The organism is Mesorhizobium sp. M0001, assembly GCF_040324255.1.
GTDB lineage: Bacteria > Pseudomonadota > Alphaproteobacteria > Rhizobiales > Rhizobiaceae > Mesorhizobium.
In genome coordinates, this window is sequence record NZ_JAMYVS010000001.1 from 235,112 (window position 1) to 254,644 (window position 19,533).

Here is a 19,533-nt window from a genome sequence, read left to right on the forward strand (position 1 = left end):
GGAAGCGTGCGCTATGCCGGTCTGTAAACCTTCTCCGCCGTGTTCCAGAAGATATCCGCCTCGGCGGCCGCGCCATGCTTGCCTACCGCGGCGCGGTGCGCCTTGATTAGTTCGGCATGGGTCGTCCAGAGTTTTTCGATCGGGAAGTTGGAGCCGAACATCAGGTGGTCAGCGCCCAGAATGTCGATGGCATTGTCGACGATGTAGGCAATCAACGCCGGATCGTTGCGGTGGGCGAAGGTGCCGAGGCCCGACAGCTTGGCGTAGAAGTTCGGCGCTGTTGATAGAGTACTCAGGCCGGCTTTCCAGGCCTCGGTGGTTTCCGGCTCCATGCCGGTCAGCATGCCGGCATGGGTGAGGATGAAGTTGGTCTCAGGATTCTCGCCGACCAGCGTCAGCCCATCCTTCATCTGGGCAGGGAAAAGCTGCAGGTCGAAGGACAAGCCATAGTCTTTCAGCCGCGCCACATTAGCGCGTACCTTGGGGTCGATGACTTGATCGGCCGAGGCAGCGAAGCGGAAGGCCGGCGTCTCGTGCCAGTGTAACTGCATGCGCACGCCGCGCAGCAGCGGGTACTTTTTCAATCGATCGATCTGGGGCCGGACATCGTCGACAGTCATATCGGTATAGCCGACGATAGCGTGCGGCCAGCCGGTCTCGTCGGCAGTCTTCTGCAGGAAGGCGACTTCTTTTTCGAAATCCTCCTTGGCCCAGTTGGTCTGGACATAGACGGCCTTCTCGACACCTGCGCCTTGCTGATCGGCGAGAAATTCCTCGATCGGATAGTCGCGGCGAATCGGCTCGTAGGGGCCAAAAATGCGCGGCACCATCGGGCCGACCAGCCAGGGCTGATCCTGCTGGCGCCAGATGTGGAAATGCGCGTCGATGGCTTTCTGCATCACGATACCCTTTTCCAGATTGCCGACGACGCCGGGGCAGGGCGGGCGAGCGACAGGATGAAATCGGTGAGACTCCCGAGCGAAGAGCCGTCGATGAGATCGTCGAGATCGGGCAAGATGGCGCGCAACGCCGCCGTTGCCGGCTGGAAGCGCGGATCGCCGGCCAAAGGTGTGGCCAGCGACAGGCGAAAGGCGCGGGCGCTCAGGCGGCGTATCGCGGTCTCGAGATCGGCATGGTCGCCGCGCTCCAGCGCGTCCGACAGGATGATCACAGCGGCACCGCGCGCGAAGGCCGAGAACCGCGGCACCGAGAGGAAGGCGAGCAGGGTCGGTCCCATGCGCGTGCCGCCGTCCCAGTCGTCTACGAGTGCCGCCGCTCGGGCGAGAGCCTGGTCGCGATCGCGGATACGCAGTGCGGACGTGATTCGGGTGAGCTGCGTGCCGAAGGTGAAGATTTCGGCACGGTCAGCACCTTGTACGGCGGCGTGCGCCAATTTGAGATAGTCCGATGTGTGCAGCCTCATCGAGCCGGAGACGTCGATGAGGATCAGCAGTTTGCGCGGCACCGTCTGGCGGCGGCGGAGCTGCGGCGAGGGGATATCGCCATCGGCGCTGACGATTTCCCTGAGCGAGCGGCGCAGGTCGAGCTTGCCGCGCGAATGGGTGCGCACGGTGCGGAAGGAGCGGCGGGCGGGCAGGGCAGCCGACAGCTTGCGGCGAAAGGCGGTCAGCCTGTCATCGTCGCGCTGAAAATCGCGCGTGCTCAGTTGCTCCAGGCCCGACGACAGCTCGCCGCCTTTCTCCTGGCGCGTCGTCTGTTTCTCCTCCTGGCGCGTGCCGTGATCGCCTTTGATGCGGGTTTCCTCGTCTTCCTCGCCTTCGATCGAGGGTTGGCCATCGCCATGGAAGTGATTGCGAAAATGCGCCTCGAATTCGCCGCGGCGGTCGGGCGGGGGGGCAAGCGTTGCGAGCGCCGCCTCGCGGATGTCGGCCATGGAGCGCGGGCCGAGCAGGGTTATGGCCTGCATGAGGCTGCAGACCTGCTCGGGGGCGACGGCAAAGGCGTGGCGGCGCAGCAGCCGGGCGAAGTCGAGGAAGGGCGCGGAGGCGAGAGGAAGGGTTCCCTGACGCATCATTCCTTCGCGCCCCCCTCTGTCCTGCCGGACATCTCCCCCACAAGGCGGGAGATCAGCAGCTTTGGCGCTTCGGTTCTTTCTGCGCCGCTGGAGATTGGCGAAAGCCAGGATGACGGCTGATCTCCCCCCTTGTGGGGGAGATGTCCGGCAGGACAGAGGGGGGCGCTGTCCCGCCAGCGTTGCAGAGTGCCCAGGTGAGGCCACCTCGCTGTGAACGAGCTGTTGACCTCACACGTCACCCCAGCGCCTCCTCGACAATCTGGCCAAGCTCCGGCGCGATCGCGGACAAATCCTCCTCGTCCTTGATAAGCACACCGATGGCTCGGCGGAAGGCTTGCGGCCATGGGCTGCCGCCTTTCTCCAGTATGGTGGCGGCGTTGGCCCATTCTACGGCCTCGGAGATGCCGGGCGGCTTGGCCAGCGGGCGGACGCGGATCTCCTGCACAGCGGCCGCCACGGCGCGGGCGGTGGTCTCGGCGACATCGCCGGCGCGCAGCATGATGATGGCGGCTTCGCGCTCGGCGTCGGGATAGCCGATCCAGTGATAGACGCAGCGGCGCCGGAGCGCTTCGGCGAGTTCGCGGGTGCGGTTCGACGTCAGGATGACGATCGGCTGCGCTTCGGCGCGGATGGTGCCGCGTTCGGGAATGCTGATCTGGAAGTCGGAGAGGAATTCCAGCAGTAGCGCTTCGAATTCGTGGTCGGAGCGGTCGATCTCGTCTACCAGCAGCACGCGCTGCTCCGGCGCCCGCAGCACCTGCAGCAATGGCCGCGCGATCAGAAAGCGGTCGTCATAGATGTCGATCTCGTGCTCGCCGGCATGGCGGATGGCGAGCAACTGGCGCTGGTAGTTCCATTCATAGAGCGCGTGTGCTGCGTCGATTCCCTCATAGCATTGCAGCCGCACCAGATCGCGGCCCAGCAGCTGCGCGATCGCCTTGGCCGCTTCGGTCTTGCCGACGCCGGGCGCGCCTTCGAGCAGCAACGGCTTGCCCAGCCGTATGGCCAGGAAGATCGCAGTCGCCAGGCTGTCGTCGGCGAGATAGCGCGATCCAGCGAGGTGGCGTGCCACCGCCTCCGGTGAGGTCGCGACAGTCTCGGCGTTCACCTCTGGCATCCTCAGTTCGCCGCTTGCGCTTTCAGCGCGCGCAAGATGCGTTCCGGCGTGATCGGCAGCGTGTCGATGCGCACGCCGACGGCGTCGAAGACGGCATTGGCAACCGCGGGGATCTGCGGGTTCGCGCACATTTCGCCTGGCCCTTTGGCGCCATAAGGCCCGTCGGCCGAAGGCCGCTCCAGCACGATGATCTCGGTTTGGGCGAGATCGCCCGGTCCCGGCATCAGATACTGGTTGAAGTCGGTGCCGCCATGGTCGCGGTTGGGATAATAGGGCTCGGTCGTTTCGTAGAGCGCGTGGCTGATGCCCATCCAGGAACCGCCGACCAGTTGCTGCTCGACCATTTTCGGGTTCAGCGCGCGGCCGATCTCGAAGACGTTCTTGACGGTCAGCACCGTAACCTCGCCCGTCTCGTCATCCACCTCGACCTCGGCCACCGTGCAGGCATGGGCGTAGCAGGTCGACGGCTTCATCGCGCCGGTCTCTTTCTCCGGATAGGAGCGCGGGATCAGGAACATGCCGCGCCCGGATATCGAGCGCCCGCGCTTGAAATGCGCCGACAAGGCGACATCGAAGATCGAGATCGACTTTTGCGGCGCGCCCTTGACCAGAATATTGCCCTGGCCGTCAGTCTCAAGGTCGGAAGCGTTGACCTCCAGCTCTTCCGCCGCCACTTCCAACATCACCTGGCGCGCTTCCTTGGCCGCCTGGATGACGGCATTGCCGGCGCGGTGGGTGCCGCGCGAGGCGAAGGTACCCATGCAGTGCGGGCCGGTGTCGGTGTCGGCGGTGTCGATGGTGACCCGGTCGGTCGGCACGCCGATGGTCTCGGCGCAGATCTGCGCCATGATCTGCTTCAGGCCCTGGCCGAGATCGACCGACGAAAGTGTGACCATAAAATTGCCGGTCGGCGTCGAATGCACCAGCGCCTGCGTCGGGTCGCCGCCAAGGTTCATGCCCGTCGGGTAGTTGATCGCGGCGACGCCGCGTCCGCGCCTTATCGCCATCTCAAGCTCCCTTCGTGTAGGAGGACATCGCCATATACTTCTCCGCCACCGGCCAGTTGGCGGCGCGCGACGCCTCCTGCATGCACTCGATCAGCGCCGCTCCTTCGGTCGGCTGGCGATGCGCCTTCATGTCGCCATCGCGATAGGCGTTGATGAAGCGGAATTCGAGCGGGTCCATGCCGATCAGCCGCGCCAGCTTGTCCATCTGCACCTCAAGCGCGAAGTCGCCGATGGTGACGCCGAAGCCGCGCATCGCGGAGGAGGGGGTGCGGTTGGTGTAGACGCAGTAGGTGTCGATCCAGACATTGGGAATGGTGTAGGGGCCGGGATAGTGCGCCGCTCCCTTCTGCGCGCCATAAGGCGAGTGGCGCGAATAGGCGCCGGCATCGGTGTAGCCGGTCACCTTGCGAGCCACGATGCGGCCATCGTTCATCACGCCATCCTTGATGATTATCTTTTCGGCCGCTCGGGGTGACGAGATCTGCATCTCCTCCTCGCGGCTGTAGATGAAGGAGACGGGACGTCCTGTGAGCTTGGCGCCAAGAATGGCGATCGGCTCGACGATGACGTCGACCTTGCCGCCAAAGCCGCCGCCGACGGTGCCGCCGACGAAATGCAGTTTTGAGCCGGGCATCTGCAGGATGATCGAGGCGTTGTCGAGGGTGAAGAACATCGCCTGGGTGTTGGTGTAGCAGGTGAAGCGGTCATTGCCTTCGGGCACCACGACGCAACCGGTGGTCTCGGTCGGCGCATGCTCGATGGGCGAGGATTGATAACTCTGTTCGAGGATGTGGTCGGCGCCGGCGAAGCTCGCCTCGACATCGCCGAAGCGCACCTTGCGGCATTCGCCGCTGTCATAGAGATAATAGTTCTGGCCGTGATATTCGTTGACCAAAGGCGCGCCAGGCTTCAGCGCTTCTTCCATGTCGAAGACGGCCGGCAGCACCTCGTAGTCGACCTTGACCTTGGCTGCCGCTTCCTGAGCCGCGCGCTCGGTCTCGGCCAGCACCGCCACCACCGCCTCGCCCTTCCAGCGTACCTTGCCGTCGGCCAGCACCGTCTCGTCTTCCGGTCCGACCTGGATCAGGATCAGGATGGTGTAGACATTGTGCGGCACATCCTTGGCGGTGAGGATTTTCACCACGCCGGGATGCTTCTCCGCTTCGGAAGTGTCGATCGAACGGATGCGGGCATGGTGGTGCGGACTGCGCACCATTTTCAGGTGAAGCATATTCGGGACGTTGCGGTCGGCGAAATAGACGGTCTTGCCCGTCACATGTCCCGGCGAATCCAGCCGCGGCCGCCCATGGCCGATCTCGTGCAGGCCGTCCTTGCGCTGATCGGCGAAATAGTTTTTGCGCAGTTCCATTCTTTTTGTCCTTAGGCCGCGTTCTGCGAATTGGCTCGGGCCGCCGTCAGCACCGCCTCGATGATCGGCTCGTAGCCGGTGCAGCGGCAGATATTGCCGGACAGCGCCTCGATCACGTCCTCGCGGCTCGGATTGGGCGTGTGGTCGAGCAGCACCTTGGCGGCCATGATCATGCCCGGCGTGCAGAAACCGCATTGCGTGGCGAAGGCATCGAGGAAGGCACGCTGCAGCGGGTGCAGCACGCCGGCCTCAGCGAGGCCCGATGTGGTGCGGATGTCGGCGCCGCTGCAGGTCTCGGCCAGGGTCAGGCAAGAGAGCCGGAGTTCGCCGTCGATGATGACCGAACAGGCGCCGCAGGTGCCCTGGTGGCAGCCGCCCTTGGGCGAGGTGTCGCCGATCTTGTCGCGCAGCGCGTGCAGCAGTGTCGTGCCGCTGTCGACAAATTCGGCCTTCTCCGAGCCGTTGAGCGTGAACTGAACCGGAACCTTTGCCATGTTTTTCCTCCCAGCGCGCCTGCCCGGTTGATCGGACAGACGCGCGCCCCCCAAGCGGTGGTTAAGTAAGCAGCAGCCGGCCGAGATGGACCGGCAGAACCTCGGCGCGATACCAGGCGCTGGCGATCGGGTCGGTGATTGGCGAAGTGCCTTCACCGGCTGCAGCCAGCGCCGCTGCGACGCCGTCCTGCTCGAGCCTGCTGCCGATCAGTGCCTTTTCCGCAGCGCGGGCGCGCATCGGCCGGTCTGCCATGCAGCCGAGCGCGATCCGCGCCGAGGAGACAGTGCCGTCGCCGGCCTGTTCGAGAACGGCGGCGATGCTGAGTACCGAGACGCCCTTCGGCTTGACCCGCGACACTTTCAGGAAGCGGAAATTCTCGGCCTTCGGCAACGCGAAGGCGACTGATGTGACGATGGCGCGGCTGTCGTCCCGCCTGGCCAGAAAATCCTCGATAGGCAATTCCCCATCATCGGTGCCGACCGTCGCATCCAACGCCAGCAGGGCGACAGCGAAATCACCGTAGGGCGCGGGTGCGAACAGATTGCCGCCGACAGTCGCCATATTGCGGATCGCCGGGCCGCCGACGGCGCGCGCGGCCTTGGACAGCGCCGCAAGCTCCGGATGGCGGGCGATAGCCGCCATCGTCACCGAAGCGCCTATGCGGACCTTGCCGCCGGCAACGGTAATCCCGGAAAGGGTCGGATCGGTCGAGCGGACAAGGCCGGAGACGGAGATATCGCCTTCATTGGCGGCGCGCACGACCAGTGTGCCGCCGCCGAGATAGCGGGTGCCGGGCGCCTTCAGCGCCGCGTTGGCATCCCTGACGGCCGAAAAGGTCTGGAGGGCAAGCGCCATGGCAGTCTCCCCTGGTTCAGCTCTGGCCAGAAAAATGGCTCTTCAACGCATTGAAGCCACCCTGGAAGACATTGGCGGCCATGCCGGCGGCGATCTTGTCGGCCTCTTCGGGCGCCGCGTCGAAAGTTGCTGTCCATTCGGCATAGGTGCGGTCGCCGTCGGTCACGCGGCGCAATTGCAGCGTCGCCTTGTGATTGGTCAACGGCTGCGGCGTTTCGAGGATCGAATAGCTGACGCGGAAATCCGCATCCGAGAAGTCGAGCAGTTTTTCGCGGATACGCGCGCCGCTGGCGAGCTCGAAACTACGCACGCAGCCGATGGTTTCGGCGCTCTTGCCGTCTTCGATATGGCTCTTGACCATGCGCGGATGCCAGCCCGGCAGGCCGTTGAAGTCGCGTATGCGCGCCCAGACCTTTTCGACCGGCGCGTCGATGACGCTGGAGACGGTGACTTCAGCCATATGATCATTCCCCTACGAATTCGATACGCTGCAGGGTAGGGCGGCGGCCGGCGCTGCGCTTATCAATGGGTCTTGCGGCCCTATCAAGGAGTCTGAAAAACGAGCGGCTTGGCTCAGGCCATGGCCCGCGCCGCCTCGCGGTAAAGCGTCGGCGGCACGCCGACATGGTCGCGGAAGAAGCGCGAGAAATTGCCCTGGGTGGTGAAGCCGAGATTGCAGGCGACCGAGATCAGCGGCTCCTGCGACCACTGCAGCTGCCGCACGGCTTCCTCCATGCGCAGCGTGTTCCAGTAGACATTGGGCGTCAGATTGGTCTGTTCCTTGAATAAAGCAAAGAAGTGCGGCCGCGACAGGCCGACGCTGCGGGCGACGTCGTCGAACGAGATGCGTTCGCAGACATTGGCCTTCATCAGCTGGATTGCCTTGCGGACGCGGAAATCCTGCATTGTGTTGACCCGGATCCGCGCCTCCTGCGGCGCCGAGGCGTCGGCGGCGTCGAGCAGGCTATCGATGAAGCGCTCGATCTCGTAATTGGCGACGTCGTCGATGCTTTCATTATCGCTCAAATGGTCGAGCAGGTTGGCGGCGGCCTGGTGCAGCCAGGGTTCGAGCGTGATCGCAGCCTGTGCAAACAACGGCGCCGACGAAGGCAGGTCGCGGCGCCGGCGCGCCCAATCCGGATCGATGTAGAAAGCGAGGAACAGGCCGGGCCTGCCGTTCTGCGACAGAATGTGGCTGTGCGGCTGGTAGGAATTGATGCCGGCGGCGGTGCCGGGACCCAGCGGCACCGTCTCGCGGCCGACGGTCATCTCGCCGGCCGTGCCCTCCAGCCAGATGATGATGTGGGCCTCGACATGCGCATGGGTGACGAAGTCGCTGGCGACATTCAGGACAGAAACATGTCCGAACCGGCCCCAATAGAGCCTGATCGCGTCCGTCATGGGTTATACCTCCCGCAGACGACTGGCCTCCCTTCGCCTGCGACGGGATTGTGCGGCTGAGTTCGGGCTCGCGTCAAGGCGCGGGGCGAAAGCCGCTGTGTGCTGCCGGCCGTAGTGGTGGATTTTCAGACTGAGCGATAGGGTTTCCCGTCAAACCGAAGCCGTCATGCCGCCGTCGACATAAAGCGTATGGCCGTTGACGAAGGATGAGGCGTCGGAGGCGAGGAACACGGCGGCGCCGATCAGTTCGTGGACATACCCCCAGCGGCCGGCCGGCGTGCGCTTTTCCAGCCAGGCGGAGAATTCCTGGTTGTCGACCAGCGCCTGGTTCATCTCGGTGCGGAAATAGCCGGGGGCGATGGCATTGACCTGCAAGCCGTATTTCGCCCAGTCGGTGCACATGCCGCGTGTCAAATTGCGGATTGCGCCCTTGGTGGCCGTATAGGGCGCGATGTTGGGCCGGGCGAGTTCGCTCTGCACCGAGCCGATGTTGATGATCTTGCCCTTGCCGCGCGCGATCATGTTGCGGGCGACCGCCTTGCCGGCATGGAAGGCGCCGGAGACATTGGTCTTGAACAGCCGCTCCCACTGCTCCTCGGGAAAGTCCTCGAGCGGGGCGCGAAACTGCACGCCGGCATTGTTGATCAGGATGTCGATGGCGCCGATCTCGGCCTCGATGCGGGCGACATCGGCATCGACCGCGCGAAAATCAGTCACGTCGAAGGTCGAGGGGTGCGCTTTGAAGCCGGCGTCGCGCAAGCCGGCGACGGCCCCGGCAACCTTGCCGGCATCGCGGCCGTTGAGCACGACACTTGCGCCATGCTCGGCAAGGCCGCGCGCCAGCGCCAGGCCGATGCCTTGGCCGGAGCCGGTGATCAGCGCCAACCGCCCGTTGAGGTCGAACAGGGATTTCGATGTCAAAGCAACGGTTTCCAGCCGGAAGATTCAGTCCAAAAACATTCAGTCATTGCGCCTGAAGTTGCGGATCCGGTCGAACAGCACCGCGAGCAGGATGGCGCCGCCGATGAACACGCCTTGCCAGAAAGCATTGATGCCGAGCAGACCAAGGCTGTTGCGGATCACTTCGATGAGCGCGGCACCGACAATGGCGCCGAAAGCGGTGCCGACGCCGCCGGCGAGATTGGCGCCGCCGATCACGGTGGCGGCGATGACCTGCAGTTCCATGCCGGTTCCGAGATTGGTGGTGACGGCACCCAGCCATCCGGTCTGGATGATGCCGGCAATTCCCGCCGCCAGCGCCGAGATCATATAGACGGCGACCTTGATCTGCTTGACGGGAACGCCGGTCAGCGTCGCCGCGTGCTCATTGCCGCCAATGGCGAAGATGTGGCGGCCAAACTTGGTCCAGCGCAGCGTGAATCCGGTGATCAGCGCCAGAAGGATCATGTAGAGGACCGGATTGGCGATGCCGAACACCCACGCGCCGCCGCCCAGCGCCAGAAGCTTGTCGTGATCCGGGCCGAACTGGAAGACGACGGTGTTGTTGGAGGCGACCATGGCCAGGCTGCGGGCAATCGACAGCATGCCGAGCGTCACCACGAAGGGTGGAAAGCCGAGATAGGCGATCATGATGCCGTTGAAGGCGCCTATGGCGAGCGCGGTGGCGATCGAGGCGAGGATGCCGACTTCTATGGAGTAGCCGGCATGCATGGTGACGGCCAGCACCATCGACGACAGGCAGAGCACCGAACCGACCGACAGGTCGATGCCACCTGTGATGATGACGAAGGTCATGCCGAGCGCGATGATGGCGACGAAGGTGATGTTGCGAGTGATGTTATAAAGGTTCTTCGACGTGGCGAAGGCGTCGGTGGCAAAAGACAGGAACAGGCAGGCCAGGATGACCGCGATCACCACCCAGAAGGTCTGGCTGGCAAACAGTCTTGCCGGCAAGGATTGCTGCTTTTGTTCGATCGGCTGGTCAATTGTCAGTGCCATCGTCGACCTTCATGTGCTGTGCGTGGTGAAATTCGCTGAGATCAAACCTGTTCGATGGCGCCGGTGATCAGCCCGGTGACTTCCTCGGGCGAACTTGACGCAATCGTCTTGTCGGCGACCTTGCGGCCGCGCCGCATGACGATGACGCGGTCGGCGACGGTGAACACGTCAGGCATGCGGTGGCTGATCAGCACCACTGCGATGCCCTGGTCGCGCAAATGGCGGATCAGGTTCAGCACTTCGGCGACCTGGCGCACCGAGATCGCGGCCGTCGGTTCGTCCATCAACACGATCTTGGCCTGCGACAGCATGGTGCGGGCAATCGCTACTGCCTGGCGCTGGCCGCCCGACATCTGCTTGACGAGGTCGCGCGGACGGGTCTCGGACTTCAACTCGGCGAAGAGCTGGCCGGCGCGCTTGTACATGGCGGCATAGTCGAGGATGCGTAAAGGGCCGACGCCGCGGCGCAATTCACGGCCGAGATAGACATTGGCGGCAGCGGTCAGATTGTTGCACAGCGCCAGGTCCTGGTGGACGATCTCGATGCCGTGCTGGCGAGCTTCGGCCGGCTTGTGCAGGATCAACTCCTTGCCGTCCATGCGCATGACGCCATGGCTGGGGCGGAAATTGCCGGCGATCATCTTGACCAGCGTCGACTTGCCGGCGCCGTTGTCGCCCATGAGGCCGACCACCTGTCCGGGCTCGATCGACAGCGATACGTCGTTGACCGCCTGGATGGCGCCGAAATGCCTCGAGATGTTGGTGAGTTCGAGAACCGCCACCAGTCTTTGCCTCCCCGTGTTTGCGACCCGCTGCTGTTCCCGGCGTGAATGCCGGCGCTGCTTTGGCCCCGCTCTCCCCATCTCCTCCCGGAAACAGCGTCAGCGTTCTTTTACGCAAAAGCCGGCGCTCGTCAATCAATTGTCGGACGAATTGAAGCCTTGGTTATCCAAAAATCCGTTTTGTAGGACAAATAGCATTGACGTTGGCCGCAAGCCGATATTAGCTAAGCGTCGGAGGAGATTATGCCGATGCCGCTGGCGGTTAGCCGGGCGGAATCGGCGGAGGTTTATCGGTCGAGGTTGCGGCGCCACCCATGTGTTGAGCCGGCCAATGCCGCATCTGGAAATGCTTATCGATCTGTCTTGGCGACACGAGTGCTCGTGAAACGAACCTCGGTCATTAAGCATCCGGTCGATCTGTGTGGCGGGCACGCCGTGTCCGTCTGTTTCAAGGGAGGACTGACATGAGGAAAACACTTTTGCTCGCCGCCGTCGCCGCCATGGCGCTGGGCGCCGGGCCGGCTTTGGCCAAGAAACAGCTCGTCATCGTGGTGAAGGGTCTCGACAATCCATTCTTCGAAGCCATCCACCAGGGCTGCGAGAAATGGAACAAGGAAAATGCCAGCTCGGAATATGAATGCTTCTACACCGGCCCGGCATCGACCTCCGACGAGGCCGGCGAGGCGCAGATCGTTCAGGACATGCTGAGCAAGGCCGACACGGTGGCAATGGCGATTTCGCCATCCAACGCGCCGCTGATCGCGCAGACGATCAAGACCGCCAATCCGACGATCCCGATCATGACGCTCGACGCCGATCTCAGCAAGGAAGATGCCGCGCTGCGCAAGACCTATCTCGGCACCGACAATTATTTGATGGGTCACAAGATCGGCGAGTACATCAAGAAGGGCAAGCCGAACGGCGGCACGATCTGTACCATCGAAGGCAATCCCGCGGCCGACAACATCCTGCGCCGGGCGCAGGGCATGCGTGACGCGCTGTCGGGCAAGGAAGGCCTGGCGGCACTTGCCGGCGAAGGCGGCTGGACCGAAGTTGCCGGTTGCCCGGTGTTCACCAATGACGACGGCGCCAAGGGCGTGCAGGCGATGACCGACATCCTCGCCGCCAACCCCAAGCTCGACGCCTTCGGCATCATGGGCGGCTGGCCGCTGTTTGGCGCACCGCAGCCCTATCGTGACTTGTTCGGGCCGCTCAAGGACCGCATCGCCAGCAACGACTTCGTCATCGGCGCCGCCGACACGATCGGCGATGAAGTGGCGATCGCCCGTGACGGCCTTGTGACCGCTCTGGTCGGTCAGCGGCCGTTCGAAATGGGCTACAAGGCACCATCGGTGATGATCGATCTGGTCGAAGGCAAGGCCGTCGCCGATCCGGTGTTCACCGGCCTCGACGAATGCACCAAGGACACGGTCGACACCTGCATCCAGAAGTAGGTTCTCGATTTCGGGGCGCCCTTTGACGGGCGCCCCGTCTCTTCCCGAACGGACGCAACGGTTGGGGCAGCAGGCTCCGGCTTTGACGCGCTTGTAGTTTGGATTTTCGGCAACGAGATCGGCGCGCCGTGCAGGTTCGGACCAGTCCGGACGCAGACGGCCGACGCATTGGAACGTGAATGCCGGACGAGAAATCAAAGAAGCGAGCCGAGCGGGCCAAGGCACAAGCCAGCCGCGGTCCGGCTGTCATGCGCAGGGCCGGTGCCGCGCATTTTCCGGGAGCGAGCGTCCATGTCTCGCTGGCCGGCGAGATCGGCCTCAGAATCGTGCGTGGCGACTATCCGCCCGGCACCATTCTGCCCAACGAGGCCAAATGGGCCGAGACCTTCGATGTCAGTCGTTCGGCGGTGCGCGAAGCCATCAAGATGCTGATGGCCAAAAGCCTGCTGGCTTCACGGCCCAAGATCGGCAGCTGGGTCGAGCCCAGGGAACGCTGGAACCTGCTCGACCGCGATGTGCTGGCCTGGTACGCGACCGGGCCGGACCGGGAGGCCTTCCTGCGCACGGTGCAGGAGTTCCGTCACATCATCGAGCCGGAAGCGTCGGCCTTTGCCGCCACGCGGCGCAGCGACGAGCAGATGGACGAGATCAGCCAGGCCTGTCGTGAGATGGGCGAGGCTCTGAACCTGCAGGAGCGTATCCGCGCCGATACGCGTTTTCACCTCGCCATACTACGCGCCTCGGGCAACGATCTGCTGGTGCCGCTTGGCGTTCTGATCGAGTCGGCGCTCGATCATCTCTTTGTCTTCGTCACACGCGAGACCAGCGATCAGCGGCGGGCGCAGGCGCTGCATGAGGCGATCGAGAAGAACATCCGCCTGCAGCGCCCTGCGGCCGCGCGCAATGCGGTGCACAAACTGCTCGCCAACACCGACGATGTTATCGGCCGGTCGAGGCGCTGACACAGGCTTTTCGCCGCCTTCAAATCGTCTGCTTCTTGCCGTCCTTGCTGGGCATCAGGTCGACGCCGTTGACCTTGCCGATATATGTCGCCAGCATCGGCACGAATTGCTCGGCCGGGCCAGTGGCATAGGCACCGGCGAAGGAGTTCTTGGTGGCGTTGCCGAGCGGGTTGGCGATGCCGGCCGCACCCGCCATCGATTCCAGATAGGTCAGGTCCTTGAAGGCGTTGGCGATGGTGAATTTATGTGCGTCGCGGTCGCCCTCCAGCGTCCAGCGCATGAAGGTCTGGTAGAACCCGCAATCCATGCGGCCGTTGCGGATGACGCTGTCGAAACGCGGTGGCGAGATGCCGACCTTTTCGGCCAGCGCCAGCGCCTCGGAATAGATCGCGGCATAGCCCAGCGAGATGAAGTTGTTGAGCAGCTTCATGCGGTGGCCGTCACCGGTATCGCCAATATGGACGATGCGGCCGGCCCAGGTTTCGATGACCGGCTTCACACGGGCAAACAGCGCGTCGGGCGCGCCGACCATGGCGTCGAGCGTGCCTTCCCAGGCTTCCTTCGGGGTGCGGCTGAGCGGTGCATCGACGAAGTCGACGCCGATCTCCTTCAGTTCCGCCGCCAGCGCCACCGTCGAGACCGGATCGGCGGTCGAGCAGTCGACGACGACCGAACCCTTCTTCAAGCCCTCCTTGAGGCCGCCGGGGCCGCGGATGATGGCTTCCACTTCGCGCGAGCCGGTGACGCAGATGAAGACGATGTCGGACGCCGCCGCCACGTCGCGCGAAGTCGCCGCCTCCTTGGCGCCCCGGCCAATCAGGTCCTCCGCCGGCTTGCGGTTCTTGCGGCCGAGGAAGGTCAGGCCATAGCCCTTGTCGACGATGTTCTTGGCAATGCCGTGCCCCATCAGGCCAAGGCCGATAAAGCCGATCTTTTCGCTCGCGGCGGTCGTGGTCATGTCTTGAAGTCCTGTTGCGATGATTGATATTGGGCGCCGCCGTCTGGCGGGCGAGGGTGGTTGCGGAATGCCATATTGTCTGACAATACACGGAAATCCTAGGCATTGGAGACGAAAATGACGAAGCGGATCATGTTCACCGGCGGCAGCGGCAAGGCCGGTCGCCATGTCGTGCAATATCTGGTCGAACAGGGCTGCCAGGTGCTCAACATCGACACCAAGCCGCTCGACAATCCCAAGGTGCGCACGCTGATCACCGACATCACCGACAGCGGCCAGGTGTTCAACGCGCTGTCGAGCTATATGGGCCTGCATGAATTCGACCCGTCGCTGCGGCCGCAGCCGGTCGATGCCGTGGTGCATTTCGCCGCCATACCGCGCATCATGATCACGACCGACAATGAGGTGTTCCGCATCAATGCGATGGGCACCTACAACGTCATCGAGGCGGCGGTGAAGCTTGGCATCCCCAAGGTGGTGATCGCGTCCAGCGAGACCACCTACGGCGTGGTGTTCGCCAATGAACCGCGCGACCCCAAATATTTTCCCCTCGATGAAGAATACGACGTCGATCCGATGGACAGCTATGCTCTGTCCAAGGTCGTCAACGAGCACACGGCGCGCGCCTTTGCGCAGCGCAACGGCACCGATATCTATGCCTTGCGCATCGGCAACGTCATCGAGCCGCACGAATATTCGCTGTTTCCGAAGTGGTTTGCCGATCCGGGCTTTCGCAAGCGCATCGCCTGGAGCTATGTCGACGCGCGCGATCTCGGCCAGATCACGCTGCGCGCCGTTGAAACGGACGGGCTCGGCTTCCAGGTGTTCAACGCCGCCAATGACGACACCTCGTCCGACCTGCCGACGGCCGAACTTTTGAAGCGGTTTTACCCCGACGTGCCGGTCAAAGCGGATCTCGGCGAATATGAAACGCTGCTCTCGAACCGCAAGGCCAGGGACATGCTCGGCTTCCGTCCCGAGCACAGCTGGCGCAAATACGTCAAATAGGGCTGGCAAATTGGGCTTTGGGGCAAGGTTGTAACCTGATCTGTGCACAGGCGCAGGCTTTGCCGTCTGCGCCCGGCACTCTGCTTGACAGCTTTCGAAATCCGGACTTTGTGGAGGCATGAGGGACGGAAAGCCGAATAAGGGAACGAAGCCTGAAAAGGGGGCATCCGCCGAGCGCCCGGCGGCCCTTCGCCGGGCTGACGCGACCCGGATGCCCGGCACCAGCGTGCATGCGTCACTGGCCAGCGAAATCGGGCTTCGGATCGTGCGCGGCGACTATCCGCCGGGCACCATCCTGCCCAATGAAGCCAAATGGTCCGAAACCTTCAACGTCAGCCGCTCGGCGGTGCGTGAGGCGATCAAGATGCTGATGGCCAAAAGCCTTCTGGCATCGCGCCCCAAGATCGGCAGCTGGGTGGAGCCCAGGGAGCGCTGGAACCTGCTCGATCGCGATGTGCTCGCCTGGTACGCGACCGCGCCCGACCGTGAGGTGTTCCTGAAGACGGTGCAGGAATTCCGCCATATCATCGAGCCAGAAGCGACTGCCTTCGCCGCCATGCGACGCACCGAGGAGCAGATGGCCGAGATCAGCCAGGCCTGCCGCGAGATGGGCGAGGCGCCGAGCCTGCAGGAGCGCACGCGCGCCGATACGCGTTTCCATCTGGCCATCCTGCGCGCCTCCGGCAACGATCTGCTGGTGCCGCTCGGCGTGCTGATCGAATCCGCCTTCGATCATCTGTTCACCTATACGACGCGCGAACTCGACGATCTGCAGCATGCACAGCAACTGCACGAGGCGATCGAGAAGGCCATCCGCCTGCAGCGGCCGGAGGCGGCCCGCAACGCGGTGCGCAAGCTGCTCGCCAATACCGACGGCGTCATCAACACCCGGTAGGATATGCTGATATTCAGGTGAGGCCGGCCTGCAAACGCCGGCTTGCGCGCTTCACGTACTTAAGTACGCTCCGCTCCGGTTCTCGAAATCCAACGTTTTCGGCGCGGCCTGACCTGAATCTCAACACATCCTGCGAGCGCTCAGCCGGCCTGCGAAGTGGCCAGGTGCTGCCTGGTCAGCGCGACCAGCAGCGCCTGGTCGCGGGCGGCGTGCTCGGGGCGGTTGACCACCTCGTCGCCATTGACGATCGCACCCCAGAAGCCGCGCAGTTCCTCGACGAAGGCTTCGCCGTAGCCGGCACGCAGATCCCTTGTCGACAGTGTGTGGCCGTCCGAGGTCTTCACAGTCAGCCGGGTCGGATGATGGTTGAGCCAGGGCGAGGGGAATTCGAGCTCAAGGCTGGCATCGTCGAAGAAGAGCGTGATGCGTTCCTTGTAGTCGGCGAGCTTCGGCACGGTGAGATGCGTCATCGTCCACAGCGCCTGGCCGTCGAGCAGTTTTACCGCGCCCTGGCCGCCATCGCCATTGGCGAAGATCTGCGCGCCGACAACCTCGCCCTCCGGCACGCTGAGCGCGTCGAGCAGGCCGTGCACGGCATTCACATCGTGAATCAAGGCGGAGCTGTAAGCGCCGGTAAACCCACGGAAAGCCAGATCGGTCATGGGCTGGCCGATGGCGCGCTCGACCTGTTGTTTCTGCTTGCTTTGCGCGGCGGCAATCAGCTCCTCGGGAATGTCGTTGCCGCGCTTGTAGCGCTGGTGGGCGATGAACGGCCAGGCATCGGGATCGTTGACCTCGACCGAGACGGACCGCAACGTCTTTGCCGTGCCGGGCAGCGAGGCCAGCGCCAGCCGGTAGCTCGGATCGAAGCGCTTCATATAGCCGACCTGCATGACCTTGCCGGCCTTGTCCCGCGCGGCGATGATCTCGGCGATTTCCGCCGGGGAATAGCAGAGCGGCTTTTCGCAGAAGACATGCAGGCCGCGCCCGAGTGCGGCCAGTACCTGCTCGTGATGCAGCGGGTCGGGCGAGCCGATGACGACGGCGTCGAGCTTCTGGCCGAACAGTTGCTCCGGCGTTTCGAAATTGGCGATGCCGTGAATTTCGCTGACATATTCCCGCGAAATCCTTGACGGGTCGGCAACGCCGACCAGTTCGAACAGGTCGCCGAGCCGCAACAGGTTTGGAATATGCTCGACCTGCGAAATCATGCCGGCGCCGATGACGCCGACGCGTATCCTGCTCATGCTGTTAATACTCTCTGCAAAAGTGTTCCAGGCTCAGGGTGCGGCGGCCGGCCGGTTGCCGATCTGCGCCAACAGCCCGGCAATCTCAGCTTCCACCGCCTTCAGATCCTCGCCGCCCGACATGATGGAAATCACCTCGTCGCGCGAGATCTCGGACTTTGCGTATGTGCCGCGATTGCGGCCGCGGTTGAGCAGCGTGAAAGTGTCACCGACAGGGTAGGCGTGGTGGATGTTGTGGCTGATGAAGATCACCGCCAGCCCGCGCATGCGCGCCTCGATGATGAATTTCAGCACCATGGCCGCCTGATGCACGCCGAGCGCCGAGGTCGGCTCGTCAAGGATCAGCACCTTTGCGCCGAAGTGGACTGCGCGCGCGATTGCCACCGATTGGCGCTCGCCGCCCGACAGCGTGCCGACGGCCTGCGTCGGGTCGCGCACGTCGATGCCGATATCGGCCATCGCCTGGCGGGCAATTGTGTTGGCGCGCTCCTTGTCGAAGCGCGAGAAGGGCAGGCGGCTTCTGGTCGGCTCGCGGCCGAGGAAGAAATTGCGCGTGATCGACATCAGCGAGATCATGCCGAGGTCCTGGAAGACCGTCGCGACGCCGAGGTCCTGCGCGTCGCGCGGGCTGCGGAACGTGACGGGCTTGCCGTCGACGAAAATCTCGCCCTTGGTCGGCCGGTGCACGCCCGACAGAACCTTGATCAGCGTCGACTTGCCGGCGCCGTTGTCGCCCAGCAAGCAGTGCACCTCGCCGGGATAGACCTTGATGTCGATATCCTGCAGCGCGCGCACCGAGCCGAAATTGACCGACACACCACGCAATTCCATGGCTGGCTGGATGGCCGGGGACGGGTTTGGGTAGGTCATTTGCCGCCTCCGCGTCCGAGCGCCTTGAGGCGGATGTAGTTGTTGACCAGCACGGCCATCAAAATGACGATGCCGAGGAAGACCTTGAACCAGTCGGTGTCGATGCCGGTGTAGAAGATGCCCATCTGCACCAGGCCGAAGATCAGCGCGCCGAACAGCACGCCATAGACGGTGCCGTAGCCGCCGGTGAGCAGCACGCCGCCGATGACCGCGGCGATGATCGCCTCGAATTCCTTGAGCAGGCCGCGCGTGGTGTCGGCGGAGCCGGCCTCCATCACCTGGATGGTGGCAAGCAAGGTCGCGGCACAGGCGGTGTAGATGAACAGCGCGATCTTAACCCGGTCGACCGGCACGCCGACATTGCGGGCGGCATTGAGGTCGCCGCCGGTGGCGAAGATCCAGTTGCCGTATTTGGTCTGGGTCAAGACATAGCCGGCAAGCGCTGTCAGTCCGAGCCACCAGACGATCGACATCGGAATGCCGACGACGAAGGGAATGCCGTCGGTGCGGGTGGCGATCCAACCTTGCGTGCCCATCCATTGGAAGAAGCCGGTCAGGAGATGGCCGTTGAACAGGCCCGCGGTTGCCGGGTCCGGCGCGCCGTCGAGGATGTAGGGGATCTGCGTGCGGCCGGTGACGGCGCGGGTGATGCCGATCGACAGGCCGCGCAGGATGTAGAGCGACGCCAGCGTCACGATGAAGGAGGGCAGGCGGGTCTTCACCACGATCAGGCCGTTGACGTAGCCGGTGAGGATGGCGACAGCGAAGGCGCAGGCGATGCCGCCCCACAGCGGCAAGCCCCAGTATTTGACGGTCAGGCCGATGACGACGCCGGCGAAGCCGACCATCGAGCCGACGGAGAGATCGAACTCGCCGGCGATGATGAGAAGGGCTGCGGCCGTGGCGATGATGCCGAGTTCGGCTGCCAGCGTCAGGAAGGTCATCGACCCCTGTAGCGAATAGAGGTTCGACGCACCCGGCAGCAGGGCGAAGATGATGACGGTGGCGATGAGGCCGCCGGCGGCACCGGCTTCGGGCCGGCGCAGCCATTGCGTCAGCCGGCCGGTGCTGGCCAGCCGCTCGTCAGTGCCGGCAGCCCGTTTCGACGTCATGCCGAAA

20 protein-coding genes are annotated in these 19,533 nt (G+C 63.9%); 4 read left to right on the forward strand and 16 right to left on the reverse strand.

Annotated elements, in window-relative coordinates:
• Positions 1-11: 11 nt before the first annotated feature.
• The 12 genes from NKK50_RS01120 to NKK50_RS01175 form a co-directional block, all read right to left on the reverse strand.
• The gene (locus tag NKK50_RS01120; RefSeq protein ID WP_023714819.1) at positions 12-899 is read right to left on the reverse strand and encodes an amidohydrolase family protein; all 888 of its coding nucleotides are present in this window, start codon (positions 897-899) and stop codon (positions 12-14) included.
• Positions 899-2,035 carry a vWA domain-containing protein gene (locus NKK50_RS01125; RefSeq protein ID WP_023833944.1) on the reverse strand — a complete coding sequence of 379 codons (1,137 nt, stop codon included), beginning with the start codon at positions 2,033-2,035 and terminating at the stop codon, positions 899-901. The genes NKK50_RS01120 and NKK50_RS01125 overlap by 1 nt, the downstream gene beginning before the upstream one ends.
• 235 nt (positions 2,036-2,270) lie before the next feature.
• Positions 2,271-3,152, reverse strand: a complete 882-nt coding sequence (locus NKK50_RS01130) for an AAA family ATPase (RefSeq protein WP_023714817.1) — start codon at positions 3,150-3,152, stop codon at positions 2,271-2,273.
• Between the two features lie 2 nt (positions 3,153-3,154).
• The gene (locus NKK50_RS01135) at positions 3,155-4,159 is read right to left on the reverse strand and encodes a xanthine dehydrogenase family protein molybdopterin-binding subunit (protein ID WP_023699673.1); all 1,005 of its coding nucleotides are present in this window, start codon (positions 4,157-4,159) and stop codon (positions 3,155-3,157) included.
• A gap of 1 nt (position 4,160) precedes the next feature.
• Positions 4,161-5,528: a xanthine dehydrogenase family protein molybdopterin-binding subunit gene (locus NKK50_RS01140; RefSeq protein ID WP_023833943.1), complete on the reverse strand. Its 1,368-nt coding sequence runs from the start codon at positions 5,526-5,528 to the stop codon at positions 4,161-4,163.
• 11 nt (positions 5,529-5,539) lie between these two features.
• Positions 5,540-6,022, reverse strand: a complete 483-nt coding sequence (locus NKK50_RS01145) for a (2Fe-2S)-binding protein (protein ID WP_023714814.1) — start codon at positions 6,020-6,022, stop codon at positions 5,540-5,542.
• Positions 6,023-6,083: 61 nt separating this feature from the next.
• Positions 6,084-6,878, reverse strand: a complete 795-nt coding sequence (locus NKK50_RS01150) for an FAD binding domain-containing protein (protein WP_023714813.1) — start codon at positions 6,876-6,878, stop codon at positions 6,084-6,086.
• Between the two features lie 16 nt (positions 6,879-6,894).
• The gene (locus NKK50_RS01155) at positions 6,895-7,338 is read right to left on the reverse strand and encodes an SRPBCC family protein (RefSeq protein ID WP_352543030.1); all 444 of its coding nucleotides are present in this window, start codon (positions 7,336-7,338) and stop codon (positions 6,895-6,897) included.
• A gap of 113 nt (positions 7,339-7,451) precedes the next feature.
• On the reverse strand, positions 7,452-8,279 hold the full coding sequence (locus NKK50_RS01160; protein WP_023673046.1) for an AraC family transcriptional regulator: 828 nt from the start codon (positions 8,277-8,279) through the stop codon (positions 7,452-7,454).
• 150 nt (positions 8,280-8,429) lie between these two features.
• Positions 8,430-9,200 (reverse strand): SDR family oxidoreductase, encoded by a 771-nt coding sequence (locus NKK50_RS01165; RefSeq protein ID WP_352543031.1) that lies wholly within the window; start codon positions 9,198-9,200, stop codon positions 8,430-8,432.
• A gap of 39 nt (positions 9,201-9,239) precedes the next feature.
• Positions 9,240-10,238, reverse strand: a complete 999-nt coding sequence (locus NKK50_RS01170) for an ABC transporter permease (protein ID WP_023673048.1) — start codon at positions 10,236-10,238, stop codon at positions 9,240-9,242.
• A 41-nt stretch (positions 10,239-10,279) separates the two neighbouring features.
• Positions 10,280-11,020: an ATP-binding cassette domain-containing protein gene (locus NKK50_RS01175; protein WP_023696206.1), complete on the reverse strand. Its 741-nt coding sequence runs from the start codon at positions 11,018-11,020 to the stop codon at positions 10,280-10,282.
• 464 nt (positions 11,021-11,484) lie between these two features.
• On the opposite strand from NKK50_RS01175, the gene NKK50_RS01180 reads away from it, so the two are divergent.
• Complete coding sequence (locus NKK50_RS01180) at positions 11,485-12,474, forward strand: sugar-binding protein (protein WP_023673050.1); 990 nt, start codon at positions 11,485-11,487, stop codon at positions 12,472-12,474.
• Between the two features lie 179 nt (positions 12,475-12,653).
• Complete coding sequence (locus NKK50_RS01185) at positions 12,654-13,436, forward strand: FadR/GntR family transcriptional regulator (RefSeq protein ID WP_023712091.1); 783 nt, start codon at positions 12,654-12,656, stop codon at positions 13,434-13,436.
• Positions 13,437-13,455: 19 nt separating this feature from the next.
• Here NKK50_RS01185 and NKK50_RS01190 read toward each other — a convergent pair whose 3' ends face one another.
• The gene (locus tag NKK50_RS01190) at positions 13,456-14,394 is read right to left on the reverse strand and encodes an NAD(P)-dependent oxidoreductase (protein ID WP_023756378.1); all 939 of its coding nucleotides are present in this window, start codon (positions 14,392-14,394) and stop codon (positions 13,456-13,458) included.
• A 117-nt stretch (positions 14,395-14,511) separates the two neighbouring features.
• Here NKK50_RS01190 and NKK50_RS01195 point away from each other — a divergent pair, with 117 nt between their 5' ends.
• Both NKK50_RS01195 and NKK50_RS01200 read left to right on the forward strand, forming a co-directional pair.
• Positions 14,512-15,402 carry an NAD-dependent epimerase/dehydratase family protein gene (locus NKK50_RS01195; protein WP_023744557.1) on the forward strand — a complete coding sequence of 297 codons (891 nt, stop codon included), beginning with the start codon at positions 14,512-14,514 and terminating at the stop codon, positions 15,400-15,402.
• A gap of 118 nt (positions 15,403-15,520) precedes the next feature.
• Positions 15,521-16,297: a FadR/GntR family transcriptional regulator gene (locus NKK50_RS01200; RefSeq protein WP_023725423.1), complete on the forward strand. Its 777-nt coding sequence runs from the start codon at positions 15,521-15,523 to the stop codon at positions 16,295-16,297.
• Between the two features lie 140 nt (positions 16,298-16,437).
• Here NKK50_RS01200 and NKK50_RS01205 read toward each other — a convergent pair whose 3' ends face one another.
• The 3 genes from NKK50_RS01205 to NKK50_RS01215 are packed head-to-tail and all read right to left on the reverse strand — an operon-like array spanning position 16,438 to position 19,526.
• Entirely contained in the window at positions 16,438-17,544 is a 1,107-nt protein-coding gene (locus tag NKK50_RS01205) for a Gfo/Idh/MocA family protein (RefSeq protein WP_023744558.1), read from the reverse strand.
• A gap of 33 nt (positions 17,545-17,577) precedes the next feature.
• Positions 17,578-18,414 (reverse strand): ATP-binding cassette domain-containing protein, encoded by an 837-nt coding sequence (locus tag NKK50_RS01210; protein WP_023712088.1) that lies wholly within the window; start codon positions 18,412-18,414, stop codon positions 17,578-17,580.
• Positions 18,411-19,526, reverse strand: a complete 1,116-nt coding sequence (locus NKK50_RS01215; RefSeq protein WP_023687958.1) for an ABC transporter permease — start codon at positions 19,524-19,526, stop codon at positions 18,411-18,413. Before NKK50_RS01215 ends, NKK50_RS01210 begins: the two co-directional genes overlap by 4 nt.
• Positions 19,527-19,533: the final 7 nt, after the last annotated feature.